The following is a 14,182-nucleotide window of genomic DNA, read 5'->3' as shown; positions in this document are numbered from 1 at the left end:
GGTCTTGCTCCGATCCGATCGTGCGCGGGACCCACGGCCCCGCTGACACGAGTGTGGCAGGACCGGCGGGTCCGGTCAGCCCGCCGGCGGCACGATCTGCTCGAGCAACCGCAGCACCCGCTCGCCGTCGACCGCGTCGGGGTCGAGCAGCCACTGCACCTGCAGTCCGTCCGACGCCGCGATGCTCAGGGACGCCAGGTCGACGGGGTCCAGGTCGGCCCGGATCCGCCCGGACGCCTGGTCCGCCTCGATCAACTCCGCCAGGTCCGCCCGCAGCCGGGTGAACCGTTCCCGCATGAACTCCCGCGTGGCGGGGTGCCCCTCCTGCACGGCATCGGCCGCCAGGGTCGTGTACAGCTGCACCAGCCCCGGGACCGCGCGATTCCGCGAGGCGCTCTCCCGCATGTCCCCGATCGCGGACTTCATCCGGTCCGGTGCCCCCTGCTCGCGGACCTCGTGCTCGCGGTAGACCGCGAGCAGCAGTTCGTCGCGGCTCGGGAAGTAGTGCCGCAGCGCCGCGTGGGTGATCCCGAGGGCGTCCGCGACGGATCGCAGCGAGGACGCGTCGACACCCTGCTCGGCGACCATGCGGATCGTCTCGTCGAGGATCTGCGTCCGTCGTTCGGCACCCTTGCGGTAGCCGCGTCGCGGCAGGGCCGCGTCGTCGTCGGCAGGGTGCGTCATGCGCCCAACTTACCGCTGGAAGGTTTTTTCCGGGAGGCGCGGCTCGGCGCCGTCACGGACCGCGCGCTTCAGGAGTCGTACGGCTCCGCGTCGCCGTCCGGGTCGACCGTGTACTCGTCGACGGGAGCGGGCGCGCCACCGACGAGGGCCTCGGTGATCTGGACGAGGCAGCGTGCGAGGACGTCGTTCTCCTCGGAGGACAGGTGGTCCATCACCTCGACCACGGCTTCGTGGAAGCGTGCGTAGGACGCGTCGATCTTCTTCGCCGCCTGCACCGTGGGCTCGAGCACCTGTGCCCGACGATCGGTGGGGTGCGGCGCGCGGACGAGGTCGCCCGTCTCGACGAGCCCGTCGACGATCTTCGTCACCGACGCGTTCGACACGTTGAGCATGACGGCGAGGTCCTTCGGGCCCATGGCCCGGCCGTCCCGGTGCGCCTGGAGCATGTACCGGACGGCGAGGAACTCGTTCTTGGTGAGACCGCTCTCCGACCGAGCCTGTTCGAGCTGCTGCTCCTCGGCGTGCTGCAGGCGGAGGAGCGCGTCCACGGCGCCCTTCGCGGCACGCGACCGGGGTTCCCGGGCGTAGAGGTGCATGTGCTCACGGCGGACGACGGTCAACGGCATCTGGTCGGGTGTGCTCTCTGCCTGGTGCGGATCGGGGGTGCGGGGCCTAGGCCGCCGGGACCGAGAAGAAGTCGGCGTAGGACGGTTCGGAGCGACCGGACAGGAGCGACGGGTCCTGGATGCGGCGTTCGACGTAGGCGTCGATGATCGCGGGGTCGGTCAGACCGACACGGGTGTGGGTCCCGCCGAGCCGTGCCTGTCGCGGCATCCCGGTGTACGTGCTGTGCATTGCGATACCGCCCCTCGTCGTCGTTGCCGTCCCCATCGGACGCCCGAAGTCTTTCACAACGTGAACGATCAGCAAAACGAACAATTCGTGTTCTGTACGGTTCACGCACTGAACAGTCAGCCCAGCCGAACTACATCGCTGTCATTCATAACGCCCAGAGGGCATGAAAAAACCCGGCCCCAGAGGGGCCGGGTGGTATGGGATGACTCTACCAGGACTCGGGCCGTCGGATGTGGGCGACCTGTTCCGGTAGCTGCGCTCCACGCACGTCAGTGTCGGTCAACTGGTACCACCAGTGTCCGCCGACCCCGTCATCTCGGTCGCCGGCGAGCTTGCCGGCCCGGTACCCCGGCGTCGGGTTCACCAGTCCGAGCGGCACGAGGGTCCGCACGTGACGGACGGGGAACTCGAGATCGCTGTCGTTGCTGATGACGATCGCGGCGTCGACACGCTTCGTCAACACGTCGATGAGCAGGTGCGCCGCGACGTTGACGTCGGAGCCCTTCTCCTCGCGCCGGGCGACCGATGCCATGAAGGTCGCGCCGGAGACGTCGGCGCCGTGGAGGTCACGGACCTGGAGCGGCCAGTCGGCGCGCGTCAGTTGCGGGCGTCCCCGCCGATCGGGCGTCGCCAGCGGTGCGGTCGCGACCCGGGTGACGTAGTTGCCCATGGCCAACTCGTCGACCGCGCCGTGCCGTCGAAGCGCTCGGAGGTAGGTGTCCTGGTCGTGTTGCCCCTGCGGGTTCTCCGCACCGCTCACCCGGGCGGTGCAGTAGACGACGCGCTCGATGGTGGCCGTCCCCCACTGCGCACCCGGTCCGCGCAGCAGGTTCTCGGACAGCGCGCGGAGATCCAGCCACCGCCAGCCTGGAGTGGAACGACCACAGATGCTCCTCGCGCCGTAGTAGAGGTTGAACCCATCGACGTACACCCCGACTCGCATGAGCAAACGGTACGGGTCCCGCGCCGACGCCCGTGACTCCTGTGTATTTCGCCGTGGATCCGGCCGCCGAGGCACGACTCGTGCCCACGCGACGACGACTTCCGCGGCGTAGCGTGACGGCGTGGACCTCGAACTCAAGAACCGTGTCGCGCTCGTCGTCGGAGGGAAGGGGTACATCGGCGCCGCCGTCGCCGATCGACTCCGGGCCGAGGGGGCGACCGTCGTCGTGGCCTCCCGGAGCGCCGGCGACTCCCCCGACAGCGTCGCGATCGACACCGCCGACCAGGCCTCCGTCGATGCCGGTGTCGCACGGGTGCTCGAGCAGCACGGCCGCATCGACGCGCTCGTCGTCACCGCGGCCCCGAGTGCCGGCACCCTCGACCCGGCGAAGAAGTCCGACCCCGAGCAGGTCCTCACCGCGATCGACGGCAAGGCACTCGGGTTCCTCCGCGTCGCCAACGCGGTGCTGCCGGCCCAGCGCGAGGCCGGGTTCGGACGCGTCGTCGTGATCAGCGGACAGAACGCCTACCTGTCGGGCAACATCACCGCGTCGCTCCGCAACACAGCGGTGAGCGTCATCGCGAAGAACCTCGCCGACGAGGCCGCCGGCTCCGGCGTCACGGTGAACGTCGTCAACCCGGGGCTGGTGACGGACACCCCCAGCACCGAGGTCCGCCCCGGTGGCCCCGGCGACTCCAGCCCGCAGCAGATCGCCGACCTCGTCGCGTTCCTCGCGTCGCCGCTGTCGGTGGTGTCCGGTGAGTCGATCTCGATCGCCCACCGCGTGCTGGGCCAGATCACCATCTGACCGACGGGCGGGTCCGGCAGATCGGTACGACCTGCGGGCCGGGAGGCGCGGTGCGGGCCCGACCCGCGCCTCCTGGCCGCCACACGGTCGCGTCGCGACGGACCAGACGCCTTCACCCGTGCGGATGAACGCATTCACCCGTGCGCCCGATGCCCTGGGCGCGCCGCTCGGCGAGGCTCGGAGCATGGAGTCCTCGACGAAGCACACGATCGCCACCCTGCTGGTCTGCGCCGCGATCGTCACGGTCACGGCCACCGCCCTCATCGCGATGTCACCGGTCCCGTGACCGGCGGACGACGCCCCCGTGCGATGATCGTGCCGTGACGGAACGGCGCACGTTCATCCGGCCGCTCGCCACCCGCTCGATCATCATCGACGTGGCCTGGGCGGTCTTCGCGGCGTTCGTCTTCCTGCTCCCGATCGACCTCGAGCTCGAACACGCGAGCTTCTTCGCGGTCCTCGCCGCGGCCGGGGCGATCGCGCTCCGACGGGTCTCACCGTCCGCGGCGATGCTCATGATCGTCGTCCTCGGCATCGTCCAGGTCGGCGGCGGCGAGCGGCCGTCGCTCGTCGACATCGCCATCTTCGTGGTCATCGGCACCGCGGCGGTCGTCGGCACGCGCGGTGAGGTCATCGTGTCCGGCCTGCTGGCGTTCGTTGCCGGCATCAGCGCGACGCTCTACCTCGCACTCACCGGCTTCCGGTTCCTCGTCCTCATCAACGGCCCGCGCGACCAGGCGTTCCTGGCGATGGCCGCACCGGTGACGGCGCTCCTCGGGGTCTGGGCGGGCGGGGTCGCCGTCCGGGCCTTCCGTTCGCGGGACCGCGAGTCCGAACGCCGGGCGGACGCCGAGGCCGCGGCGTCCCGAGCCGAGGCCGTCGCCACCGAGGCCGAGGCCACCGCCACCCGGGCCATCGACGTCGCCGAGTCCGAGCGGATCCGAGCGGACATCGCCCGCGACGTGCACGACGTGGTCGGCCACTCCCTCGCCGTGATCATCGCGCAGGCCGACTCGGTGCCGTTCCTCGCCGACGAGGCCCGCATCCGCGAGGTGAGCGCCACGATCGCGAGCACTGCCCGGAGCTCCCTCGTCGAGGTCCGGCAGGTGCTCGGGCACATCGACGGCTCCGGCGCCTCGACCGACCCGGGGTCGCTCGAGGAGATCGTGCAGGGCATCCGCGAGGCCGGGGTCGACGTCGACCAGGCCGTCCGCGGGGTGCCGGTGGTGCTCGGACCGGAGAGCGGGACCGCCGCCCGCCGGGTGCTGCAGGAGATGCTCACGAACGCGCTCCGACACGGTGCCCCCGGGATGCCGGTGACGGTGCGGGAGACGTGGCGGTCGGCCGACCTGGTGCTCGAGGTCGAGAACCTCGTCCCGACCGCCGGGACGGCCGCGCCTGGCGCCGGCACCGTCGGGACCGGCCCCGTCGCCGTCCCGCCGGTGAGCACCCGCGGGTCCGGCCGTGGCCTCGCCGGCATGCAGTCCCGGCTCACCGCACTCGGCGGGTCCTTCGACGCCGCCGTCCTCGACGACGTGTTCGCCGCACGTGCCCGCATCCCGTTCGACGTCCTTGGGGGGACCAACCGATGACCGATCCGATCCGCATCCTGCTCACCGACGACCAGGCACTGTTCCGAGCCGGCCTCCGCGTCGTGCTCGACGCCCAGGACGACATGGTCGTCGTCGGCGAGGCGTCCGACGGTGCCGAGGCCCTGGCGCGCATCCCCGAGCTGCGACCGGACGTGATGCTCCTCGACATGCGGATGTCCGGCATGGACGGGGTCGAGACCGTCCGGCAGCTGTTCTCCGGCGCGGTCGAGGGGCCGCTCCCCCGCGTGGTCGTGCTGACGACGTTCGGCCTCGACCCCGCTGCCGCCACCGCGATCCGCCTCGGCGCGAGCGGCTTCCTGCTGAAGGACACCACGCCGCCGTTCCTGTTCGCGGCCGTCCGGGCGGTGCACGAGGGGAGCTCGGTGATCGCGCCGAACGACCTCTCGCAGCTGTTCGGCGCCGACGTCGAGCGCGCGCCGGCGCCGCAGCCCGAGGCGTTCCAGTCGCTGACGGACCGGGAGCGCATCGTGTTCGGCTGGGCCTCGCGCGGGTTGTCGAACGCGGAGATCGCGGCGAAGGAGTTCGTCACGGAGTCCACGGTGAAGACGCAGATCTCGAGCATCCTCGGGAAGCTCGCGCTGCGGGACCGGGTGCAGCTCGTGGTCTACGCGCACGACCACGGGCTGGCGGGCGCTCGCGACGCCTGAGCGGCAGGACGGCTCAGCGCCCGTCGAGCGCCGCCACCTCGTCGAGGATCGCGGCGATCGCCGCCGGGTCGTGCGCGAACCGCCCCAGGAACAGGCCGTCGATCCGCCCCTGCCCGCGGGTGAGCAGCCCCGGCCCGGCACTGCCGCCGTAGATCACGACCGACCCGGCGAGTTCCGGCCGCGTGGCCAGGTGCTCCTCGATCCCTGCGAGCACCCCCACGACGTGCTCGTCTGGCGCCGGCGCCGGGGCGCCGATGGCCCACACCGGCTCGTACGCCACGACGAGCGGCCCCGCCAGTCCGTCCGCGACCGCCGTCGAGACGGCCCGGTCGAGCTGCGCGGTCACCTCGGCGACGGTCTCCGCTCGGGAGGCGCGGCTCGTCTCCCCGACGCACACCAGCGGCCGCAGGTGGTTGCGGAAGGCGGCGTGCACCTTCCCCGCGACCTCGTCGTCCGTCTCGTGGAACAGGGAGCGCCGTTCGGCGTGGCCGATCTCGACGAGGTCGACGCCGATCTCGCGCAGCTCCGCACCCGTGACCTCGCCGGTGTACGGCCCCGCGTCGGCCCACGACAGGTCCTGGGCGCCGAGCAGCACGCTAGCACCGGCGTCGGTCAGGATGCGGCGGACCGGGACGAGCGCCGGGAACGTCGGCACCACGAAGAGCGACGCGGCACCGGACGTCACCGCGGGGTGCCGCCGGGCGACGTCCGCGACCTCGGCCGCCCACGACAGGGTCCGGGCGTGCGAGAAGTACGTCTTGAGCGACACCCCGATGGTGATCACGGCGCGACGGCCTCCACGATCAGCGCGAAGGACACCGCTCCCGGGTCGACCGTCCCGACGGCGTGCTCGGCGTGGGTCCTCGCCCGGCCCTTCCTCGGCAGCAGCTCGGCGGTGCCCTGCGCAGCGTCCTGTGCGGCGGACACCGCCGCACGCCAGGCATCGGGGAGCGCCGCACCGTCGTCGACCCGCGAACGGAAGGCCTCGCGGAACGGGACGAGCGCGTCCACCATCGTCTTGTCCCCGGGCACCGCGCCGAAGGCGAGGACCGCCTCGGTCGCCGCACCGACGGCCTCGACGACGTCCGCACCCGTCGGACGCGAGTCGTCCCCGAGGACGCGACCCAGTGCCTCCAGGGCCGCGCCCCAGATCGCTCCTGATGTGCCACCGGCCTTGTCGGACCAGGCGTCGCCGGCGATCCGCAGCACGCTGCCCGCGCCGGCTCCACGCTCGACGGCGTCGGACGCGGCCTCGGCGGCGGCGTGCGATCCCCGCTGCATCCCGATGCCGTGGTCCCCGTCGCCGGCCACCGCGTCGATGCGGCCGAGTTCGTCGGCGTGCTCGTCGATGACCGAGCGGACCGCGGCGAAGCCGGCGGCGACCTGGACGGCGACGGCCCGGGAGTCCTCGCTGGCCGGGCCGACCTCGTCGGGTGCCGCGTCGGCCGCCACCACGGAGGGTGCGACGCGCTCCGCGGGGACGGCACCGCCCTTGCGGTGCGCGGGGGTGTCGGCCGGGGCGGCCCAGAGCTCCTCGAGCTCCGCGTCCAGCCAGAACAGCGTCAGTGAGACGCCGGCCATGTCGAAGCTCGTGACGAGCTCCCCGACCTCGGGCTCGACGATGACGACGCCCGCGTCGGCGAGCCGGCGCTGCACCGAGCGGTAGACGACGAAGAGCTCCTCGTACTTCACGCTCCCGAGCCCGTTGAGGATCGGGACGACGCGGGAGCCGGCAGCGGTGACCCCCGCCGGCAGTTCGTCGAGCAACCGGTCGACGAGCAGCGCGGCGAGTCCGTCGGCGGTCGGGACGTCGGTCTCGTCGATGCCGCGTTCGCCGTGGATGCCCATGCCGATCGCCATGCGCCCCTCGGGCACGGTGAACAGGGGTTCCTCGGCGCCGGGCAGCGAGCAGCCGGAGAACGCGACGCCGAACGATCGGGTGCGGTCGTTCGCCCGCTCGGCGATCGCCGTGACCGCGTCGAGGTCGTCGCCACGTTCCGCGGCCGCTCCGGCGACCTTGAACACGCAGAGGTCCCCCGCGATCCCGCGCCGTTCGTGCGCGCGGTCGGCGGGCGCGCTCACCACGTCGTCCGTGACCCGCACCGTGCGGACGCTGATCCCGGAGGCCTCGAGCGACCGTGCAGCTGTGTCGAAGTTGAGGACGTCGCCGGCGTAGTTGCCGTAGCTCAGCAGCACCCCGCCGCCGTGCTCGGAGGCCGTCGCGACCGCCGTGACCTGCTGGGCGCTCGGGCTGGCGAACAGGTTCCCCATCGCGGCACCGGCCGCGAGCCCGTGCCCGACGAGCCCGCCGAACGCCGGGTAGTGCCCGGACCCGCCGCCGATCACGAGCGCGACCGTGCCGTCCGGCGACGTGGTCGACCGCGCGACCCCGCCGTGGACCTTCCGGACCCACCGCTCGTTCGCGGCGACGAACCCGTCGGTCGACTCGTCGGCGAAGTCCGCCGGGTCGTTGAAGAGCCGGGTCATCGCTCGTCCCCCTGGGTGCGCACGTGCGTGGTGTCGAGCAGCTCGTCCGCCTTCGCGCCACGGAAGTACTTCGTGCAGAAGATCATCACCGCGGCCACGAACGCCAGGACCCCGAGCGACACGATGCCGAACGCTCCGCTGTCCGTGGGCACCAGGTCGTTGATCGCGGTGCGCATGATCGGCGCCACGAACCCGCCGAGGTTGCCGAGCGAGTTGATGAGCCCGATGCCCGCGGCCGCTGCGGCCCCGGTCAGGAAGGCCGTCGGGTACGCCCACGTGATCGGTCCCACCGCGAGGAAGCTCGCGACCGCCAGCGTGATGAACAGGATGCCGAGGATCGGCTGCCCGTTCGCGCCGGCCCAGGCGGACCCGAGGATCGACAGGCCGGTGGTGATGTAGAACCAGGTGCCCCAGCGTCGACGACGCCCGACGGTGTCCGCCCGCGAACCGACGAGGTAGCAGGCGACGAGCCCGACGAGCCACGGGATCGCCGCGACCAGTCCGACCTGCCAGCCGACGTCCTGCCCGAGCAGCGACGAGACCTGCTGCGGCAGGTAGAACGTCGTGCCGTACACGGCGACCTGCAGGCAGAAGTAGATGATCGTGAAGTACCAGACGCGACCGCTGGCCAGTGCCTTCCAGATGCCCGTCGGGCCGTCCTCGCTGCGGGCGGTGTCCTCGCGGGCCATCGCGGCCGTGAGTGAGTCCTTCTCCCCCGGCTCGAGCCACTTCGCCTGCTGCGGACTGTTCGTCAGGAACACCAGGGCCGCGATGCCGGCCAGGACCGCGAGGAGTCCCTCACCCGCGAACATCACCTGCCAGCCGTGGAACGGGGTGGCCTGGTCGCCGAAGCTGATGAGTCCGCCCGACAGCGGTGCGCCGATCATCTGCGAGAACGGCTGCGCCAGGTAGAAGATCGCGAACATCCGCACGCGGACCTTGTTCGGGAACCACTCGGACAGGTACATGATCACGCCGGGGAAGAGTCCGGCCTCGGTCACGCCGAGGATGAACCGCAGGATGATGAACATCGTGTCGTTCGTCGTGAACGAGAACAGCGCGGCGACGATGCCCCACGTGATCGCGATGCGGGCGAGCCAGAAGCGTGCACCCAGGCGCTTGAGCAGCAGGTTGGACGGGATCTCGAAGATCGCGTAGCCGATGAAGAAGATGCCGGCACCGAGCGCGAAGGCGGCGTCGGAGATGCCGCGGTCGACGCTCAGGGCCTCCTCGGCGAACCCGACGTTGGTGCGGTCGAGGAACGCGACGAAGTACAGGATGACGAGCATCGGCATGAGGTGCTTCGTCGCCTTGCCGATCGCCGACTTCAGGGCCGGGTCGTGCGTGGACCCGAGCGCGGGGGCAGGGGGAAGTGACACGGGTTCGCTCCTTTGCGAGCACGGTGCGGTGGTTGTGGAGGGGACGGTGGACCCGTCAGTGCATGTACAGGCCGCCGTCGACGTTCAGCGTCTGGCCCGTGACGAACCCGGCGTCCTCGCTGATGAGGTAGGCGATCGCGGCGGCGATGTCCCTCGGGGTGCCGATCCGCGGCAGCACGCCGTCGGCGGCCATCGCGGTCTTGCGCTCCTCGGTCAGGGTGCCGCCCATGATGTCGGTGTCGATCGGCCCGGGGGCGATCGCGTTGACGGTGACGCCCTGCGGCCCGAGCTCGCGGGCGAGGCCGCGGGTCAGACCGATCACGCCGGCCTTCGCGACCGTGTACGGGGTCTTGCTGAAGGTGCCGCCGCCGCGCTGGGCGGAGACCGACGACAGGTTCACGATGCGGCCGTAGCCGTTCCGCACCATCGACTCCGCCGCCCGCAGGCTCGCGAAGTGCACGCCGTCGAGGTTGATCGACAGCACGCGGTGCCACTCCCCCTCCGGGAGGCCGAGGTACGCGTGCGCCGAGGACACCCCGGCGAGGTTGACCAGGGCGACGATCGGGTCGAGCTCGGCCTCGATCGTGTCGAAGGCGGCCCGGACGGCGGTCTCGTCGGCGACGTTCGCGCCCACGCCGACGGCCCGGACGCCGTGCTGCTCGCGGATCTCGGTGGCGACCGCAGCGCTGGCGTCCTGGTCGAGGTCGATGATGCCGATGTCCCACCCGGCCTCGGCGAGGTGGTGGGCGGTGGCACGGCCGATCCCCCGGGGCGATGCGGCCCCGGTCAGGACGGCGGTGCGGTGCTGCTGTTCGTTGTCCATGGTGTTCCGCCTCAGTGGATCGGGGCCGGGCCGAGCTCGTCGAGGAGCTTCTGCATCGCGACGTAGGCCTTGTTGCGGTAGGCGACGAGTTCCGGCGTGCGGTCGGCGGGCACCTCGAGGTACCCGGCACCCGACTTCGTGCCGAGCTCGCCCGCGTCGACGTGCTGCTGCAGGGACGGCGGGGTCGCGAAGCGCTCGGGCCAGCGGGTCTGCAGCGACTCGAAGCAGAACGCGTACACGTCGAGTCCGGCCATGTCGGCGATCGCGAACGGGCCGAAGAACGGCAGGCGGAAGCCGAACGTGGTCCGCACGATGGTGTCGATGTCGTCGGGGGTCGCGATGCCCTCGTCGGCGATCTTCGTGGCTTCCTCGAACAGTGCGTACTGCAGGCGGTTCAGCACGAACCCGGTCGAGTCCTTCACCCGCGCGGACTGCTTGCCCGTGGCCGCGACGACGGCCTCGCCGACCGTGATCGCGTGCTCGTTCGTCGTCGGGTGCGGGATGAGCTCGACGCCGGGGATGAACGGCGCCGGGTTCGAGAAGTGCACGCCGAGGAACCGCTCCGGACCCACGACGGCCTCGGCCAGCGACTCGATGAGGATCGTCGACGTGTTCGAGCCGATGACGGCGTCCGGGCGGGCGGCCTCGCTGATGCGCCGGAGCGTCGCGTGCTTGATCTCGAGCTTCTCGGGGACGGCCTCCTCGATGAAGTCGGCCGAGGCGACCGCTTCCTCGATCGAGGCGGCGGCGCTGAGGTGGGCCTCCACACGCGACACGGCGTCCGCGGGGAACAGCCCGTCCGCGACGAACTGCTCCGTCTCGGTGATGAGCCGGGCGCGGTTGGACGCGGCGATCTCCGCCGAGACGTCGGCGATCCGGACGGTGTGACCGGCGAGGGCGAGGACCTGGGCGATCCCGCCGCCCATGTAGCCGGATCCGACGACGGCGATGTCGAGGGTGCTCATCGGGTGACTCCTTGCTTCGTCGCCCCGACCACCGAGGTGGCGAGGACGGAACGGATGTACTGCTGGTTGGTGGCGCAGACGCCGAGGCTGTCCCCGCCGTACTGCTCGGTCATGACGATCCCGCGGAAGCCGTCGGCGACCGCGTCGCGCAGGACCTGGCGGTAGTTGATGAGTCCGGCCTCCATGGTGCTCGGCGCGCTCGTCGCCCAGCTGCCGTCGCCGGCCTCGTCCCGCGTGTAGTTCTTCACGTGGAGGTAGTTCGTGTACGGCAGGGTCTTCGCGAACAGCTCCTTCCAGTCCTCGACCAGACGGTGCAGGCGGATGAGGTTCGCGACGTCGGCGTTCAGCCCGACGTTGTCGAGGCCGATCTCCTCGACGAGCCGGACGGCGCTGTCCGCGGTGCCGAGGTAGGTGTCCTCGTACAGCTCCAGCGCCATCGGGAGTCCGACGCTCGCGGCGTGCTCGCCGAGCTCACGCAGACGGGACACGGCGGCGGCACGGACCTCCGCGTCGTCCGGGTCCTTCGGGCCCTGCGCGGTCCAGAACCAGAGCGCCTTCCGCTGGGCCTCGTTGAACGGCTGGTGGAGCCCCGTCGAGAACACCTGCATGCCCCACTCGGCCGCCGCGTCGATCGTGCGGTGGGCGTAGGCGAGGTTGTCCTCCTCGTGCCCGGGCTGGACGACGCTCTTGCGCTGCAGGTGCACCGACGGGATGCCGACGCCGTGAGCCTTCGCGATCGCGAACAGCTCGTCGCGGCGGGACCGTTCGAGGTCGGCGGGCCGGATGTGGCTGTCGGCGAGTTCGGCGAGCGAGAACCCGACGGCCTCGATCTGCGCGAACACGTCGTCCCACACGGCCGGGTCCGCGTCGTGGAAGGCGACGCCGTCCCGCGTCACCTGCGGGAACCCGTGCAGACACGTCGCGATCGGCCAGGTGTCGGCCGTCCAGCTGCTGGAGTCCCAGTCTTGGTCGACCCAGTCCTGCGGTGTGCTCACGGGATGCTCCTTCGCATGTCGGGGTTCATCGTCGAACCTCTTTCCTATAGGAAAGATACTCCGTCGTCGGAGATTCGCAACCGATCGGACCAAACCCCTCGTCCGGGGGGCTCCGAAGGAGGGCGGGCACGGAGGATCAGGACGCCCGTCCCGTTGACCCGAACCTCGGGACGGGCGTCCGCCCGGGCCGGATCAGGCGGTGTGCGACGCGTCCGCTCGCGACCGCAGCCGCACGGCATCGATGTGGTGCCGCATCGCCGCGACCGCCGATGCGGGGTCCTCGGCCAGTGCGTCGAGGACGGCGCGGTGCTCCTGCACGGCACGGTCGGTGTCGTCGCCACCACCCTCGACGATCTGCCGCATCCGGTGGACGCGGGTCGTGATGATCTCGGACATCTCCTCGAGGAACGGGTTCCGCGTCGCGTCGAAGACGACCTGGTGGAACTGCCAGTCGGCCCGGAAGAACCGCGCCATCAGCTCCTCGGACGCCGCACCCGCACCGATCGCGGCGATCTCCTCGGCCACGGCCGCCTGCTCGGCGAGCGCCGTCGCCAACCGTGACCGCAGGGCGGGGACGTCGCCGCGCGCAGCCAGTTCGACGGCCCCCGACTCCACGATGAGCCGGGCGTCGAAGAGGGCCTCGAGCTGGTCGCCGGCGAGCGGCGGGGACACCCGGTACCCCCTGTTGGCCTCACGCGTGACGAGCCCGGTGCGTTCGAGCTGCACGAGCGCCTCGCGCACCGGGGTCGGCGAGACCCCGAGGGAGCGGGCCAGTCCGTCGATCGACAGGCGCATGCCCGGTTCGACGTCGTGCCCCATCAGGACCTCGAGCACCCGGTCGTAGACGCGGTCGCGCAGCCCGAGCTGGGTGATGCGCTCGGTCCCGAAGCCCGGCATCGTGGTCGACATGCATCGATCCTAGAGAATCCAGGATCACGGGCGCCTCGCCCCGGTCCGGATCAGTAGAGCGCGTCGATGCCGATCAGGTCGCCGAGGCCGAGGGTCCGCTGGCCGGTCTCGCACGTCGTCGACGCGGGCTTCATCACGAGGCCGCTCGTCGCCGCGGTGTGCCCGAGGCCGTACGCGTGCCCCCACTCGTGCGTGGCGACCCCGCGCAGGTCGAAGCGCTTCCCCGAGCAGGTCGACGCGGCGGACCAGTCGACCGACGTCGAGTACCGCTGGTCGGCCTCGACCGCGACGCCAGAGCGCGACCAGACGCAGGTCACCGCGAGGGTCCCGGCGCGCAGCGATCCCCACCCGACCATGTTCGAGCCGTCGGACGCGCCGCAGCCACCGGTGGCGGTGACGCCCATCGCGCGCTTCCGGCTGCCGAGGGGCGTGTCGTCCGCCGTCGACTTCACGGTCCGACCGCACGCCGACGTGGTCCCGGTCCAGGCGTCGGCACCGGCGCCGATGGCTGCTGCGCCGGACACCTTCTGGTTGTTCGGGTTGTAACTCCACTCGACGGTGTTGGCCCAGCGGAAGCCGAGCTTCGAGTACGCCGTCGCGGAGCAGCTGGACGACTTGTCCGTGGCCGCCGTCGACGATGCCGCTCCGCCCGTGGCCCGGAGTCCGGAGCCGCCCGGGAGCGTCCGGTGCGCGAGGGCGGCACGCTCCTGGCGGATGGCTGCCGGCGCCCCGGACCACTGGTCGTGCACGAGGACCGCGACGCCTGAGCGGCCGGTGTTCGTCACCGACACGTCCCCGTCGTCGGCACTGCCCGCTGCGCCGACCGGCATCGCGGAGACCGTCGTCCCGACCGGCGGCACCCGGAACTGGCGACCGTCGGGCAGCACGACCGTGCCGGACGACACGGCACACCCCGACGACAGCGCGGCGACGGTGATCCGGTCCCCGCGGCAGGACGGTGCGGCATCGGCGTGCGGGACGCCGACCGACGTGGTGACGACCGCGGCGAGCGCGATCCCGAGCACGACCGCCCCTGCGGTCACGGTGGACATCCGCACGTTGTCGACCCTCCTG

16 protein-coding genes are annotated in these 14,182 nt (G+C 71.7%); 4 read left to right on the top strand and 12 right to left on the bottom strand.

Going from position 1 to position 14,182, the window contains the following annotated elements:
• Positions 1 to 75 precede the first annotated feature (75 nt).
• From WFH25_RS03245 to WFH25_RS03230, 4 genes are all read right to left on the bottom strand, one after another.
• Entirely contained in the window at positions 76 to 684 is a 609-nt protein-coding gene (locus WFH25_RS03245) for a TetR/AcrR family transcriptional regulator (protein ID WP_071294276.1), read from the bottom strand.
• A 68-nt stretch (positions 685 to 752) separates the two neighbouring features.
• Entirely contained in the window at positions 753 to 1,310 is a 558-nt protein-coding gene (locus tag WFH25_RS03240) for a MarR family winged helix-turn-helix transcriptional regulator (RefSeq protein ID WP_336696795.1), read from the bottom strand.
• 46 nt (positions 1,311 to 1,356) lie between these two features.
• Positions 1,357 to 1,539 (bottom strand): hypothetical protein, encoded by a 183-nt coding sequence (locus WFH25_RS03235; RefSeq protein ID WP_070417401.1) that lies wholly within the window; start codon positions 1,537 to 1,539, stop codon positions 1,357 to 1,359.
• A gap of 208 nt (positions 1,540 to 1,747) precedes the next feature.
• Complete coding sequence (locus WFH25_RS03230) at positions 1,748 to 2,482, bottom strand: NYN domain-containing protein (protein WP_336696794.1); 735 nt, start codon at positions 2,480 to 2,482, stop codon at positions 1,748 to 1,750.
• Positions 2,483 to 2,603: 121 nt separating this feature from the next.
• Between WFH25_RS03230 and WFH25_RS03225 the strand changes: the two genes are divergently transcribed.
• From WFH25_RS03225 to WFH25_RS03210, 4 genes are all read left to right on the top strand, one after another.
• A complete protein-coding gene (locus WFH25_RS03225) occupies positions 2,604 to 3,290 on the top strand; it encodes an SDR family NAD(P)-dependent oxidoreductase (RefSeq protein WP_336696793.1) in 687 nt (228 codons plus the stop codon).
• A gap of 124 nt (positions 3,291 to 3,414) precedes the next feature.
• Positions 3,415 to 3,576 carry a hypothetical protein gene (locus WFH25_RS03220; RefSeq protein WP_336696792.1) on the top strand — a complete coding sequence of 54 codons (162 nt, stop codon included), beginning with the start codon at positions 3,415 to 3,417 and terminating at the stop codon, positions 3,574 to 3,576.
• A 34-nt stretch (positions 3,577 to 3,610) separates the two neighbouring features.
• Positions 3,611 to 4,882: a sensor histidine kinase gene (locus tag WFH25_RS03215; protein WP_336696791.1), complete on the top strand. Its 1,272-nt coding sequence runs from the start codon at positions 3,611 to 3,613 to the stop codon at positions 4,880 to 4,882.
• A complete protein-coding gene (locus tag WFH25_RS03210; RefSeq protein ID WP_070417406.1) occupies positions 4,879 to 5,550 on the top strand; it encodes a response regulator in 672 nt (223 codons plus the stop codon). Before WFH25_RS03215 ends, WFH25_RS03210 begins: the two co-directional genes overlap by 4 nt.
• 13 nt (positions 5,551 to 5,563) lie before the next feature.
• On the opposite strand, the gene WFH25_RS03205 is transcribed toward WFH25_RS03210, so the two are convergent.
• From WFH25_RS03205 to WFH25_RS03170, 8 genes are all read right to left on the bottom strand, one after another.
• Positions 5,564 to 6,334 (bottom strand): triose-phosphate isomerase family protein, encoded by a 771-nt coding sequence (locus WFH25_RS03205; protein ID WP_336696790.1) that lies wholly within the window; start codon positions 6,332 to 6,334, stop codon positions 5,564 to 5,566.
• Positions 6,331 to 8,037: a dihydroxyacetone kinase family protein gene (locus tag WFH25_RS03200; RefSeq protein ID WP_336696789.1), complete on the bottom strand. Its 1,707-nt coding sequence runs from the start codon at positions 8,035 to 8,037 to the stop codon at positions 6,331 to 6,333. Before WFH25_RS03200 ends, WFH25_RS03205 begins: the two co-directional genes overlap by 4 nt.
• Positions 8,034 to 9,416, bottom strand: a complete 1,383-nt coding sequence (locus WFH25_RS03195) for an MFS transporter (RefSeq protein ID WP_336696788.1) — start codon at positions 9,414 to 9,416, stop codon at positions 8,034 to 8,036. The genes WFH25_RS03200 and WFH25_RS03195 overlap by 4 nt, the downstream gene beginning before the upstream one ends.
• Before the next feature lie 55 nt (positions 9,417 to 9,471).
• A complete protein-coding gene (locus WFH25_RS03190) occupies positions 9,472 to 10,239 on the bottom strand; it encodes an SDR family NAD(P)-dependent oxidoreductase (protein WP_336696787.1) in 768 nt (255 codons plus the stop codon).
• Between the two features lie 11 nt (positions 10,240 to 10,250).
• On the bottom strand, positions 10,251 to 11,204 hold the full coding sequence (locus WFH25_RS03185; RefSeq protein ID WP_071294267.1) for a 3-hydroxyacyl-CoA dehydrogenase family protein: 954 nt from the start codon (positions 11,202 to 11,204) through the stop codon (positions 10,251 to 10,253).
• Positions 11,201 to 12,199, bottom strand: a complete 999-nt coding sequence (locus tag WFH25_RS03180) for a sugar phosphate isomerase/epimerase family protein (RefSeq protein WP_336696786.1) — start codon at positions 12,197 to 12,199, stop codon at positions 11,201 to 11,203. Before WFH25_RS03180 ends, WFH25_RS03185 begins: the two co-directional genes overlap by 4 nt.
• A gap of 192 nt (positions 12,200 to 12,391) precedes the next feature.
• On the bottom strand, positions 12,392 to 13,108 hold the full coding sequence (locus WFH25_RS03175) for a GntR family transcriptional regulator (RefSeq protein ID WP_336696785.1): 717 nt from the start codon (positions 13,106 to 13,108) through the stop codon (positions 12,392 to 12,394).
• Positions 13,109 to 13,158: 50 nt separating this feature from the next.
• Positions 13,159 to 14,160, bottom strand: a complete 1,002-nt coding sequence (locus WFH25_RS03170; protein WP_336696784.1) for a matrixin family metalloprotease — start codon at positions 14,158 to 14,160, stop codon at positions 13,159 to 13,161.
• Between the last annotated feature and the right edge of the window lie 22 nt (positions 14,161 to 14,182).

The sequence above is a fragment of the Curtobacterium sp. USHLN213 genome (assembly GCF_037144815.1).
In the GTDB taxonomy this organism is placed as follows: Bacteria; Actinomycetota; Actinomycetes; order Actinomycetales; family Microbacteriaceae; genus Curtobacterium.
The sequence above is the reverse complement of the archived record's forward strand: the minus strand, read 5'-3'. Positions and strand labels throughout refer to the sequence as shown.

Bases quoted from the DNA above. Each gene is read 5' to 3' on its own strand.
- WFH25_RS03245 (WP_071294276.1), bottom strand. From the start codon at position 684: ATGACGCACCCTGCCGACGACGACGCGGCCCTGCCGCGACGCGGCTAC.
- WFH25_RS03240 (WP_336696795.1), bottom strand. From the start codon at position 1,310: ATGCCGTTGACCGTCGTCCGCCGTGAGCACATGCACCTCTACGCCCGG.
- WFH25_RS03235 (WP_070417401.1), bottom strand. From the start codon at position 1,539: ATGCACAGCACGTACACCGGGATGCCGCGACAGGCACGGCTCGGCGGG.
- WFH25_RS03230 (WP_336696794.1), bottom strand. From the start codon at position 2,482: ATGCGAGTCGGGGTGTACGTCGATGGGTTCAACCTCTACTACGGCGCG.
- WFH25_RS03220 (WP_336696792.1), top strand. From the start codon at position 3,415: ATGAACGCATTCACCCGTGCGCCCGATGCCCTGGGCGCGCCGCTCGGC.
- WFH25_RS03210 (WP_070417406.1), top strand. From the start codon at position 4,879: ATGACCGATCCGATCCGCATCCTGCTCACCGACGACCAGGCACTGTTC.
- WFH25_RS03200 (WP_336696789.1), bottom strand. From the start codon at position 8,037: ATGACCCGGCTCTTCAACGACCCGGCGGACTTCGCCGACGAGTCGACC.
- WFH25_RS03190 (WP_336696787.1), bottom strand. From the start codon at position 10,239: ATGGACAACGAACAGCAGCACCGCACCGCCGTCCTGACCGGGGCCGCA.
- WFH25_RS03185 (WP_071294267.1), bottom strand. From the start codon at position 11,204: ATGAGCACCCTCGACATCGCCGTCGTCGGATCCGGCTACATGGGCGGC.
- WFH25_RS03175 (WP_336696785.1), bottom strand. From the start codon at position 13,108: ATGTCGACCACGATGCCGGGCTTCGGGACCGAGCGCATCACCCAGCTC.
- WFH25_RS03170 (WP_336696784.1), bottom strand. From the start codon at position 14,160: ATGTCCACCGTGACCGCAGGGGCGGTCGTGCTCGGGATCGCGCTCGCC.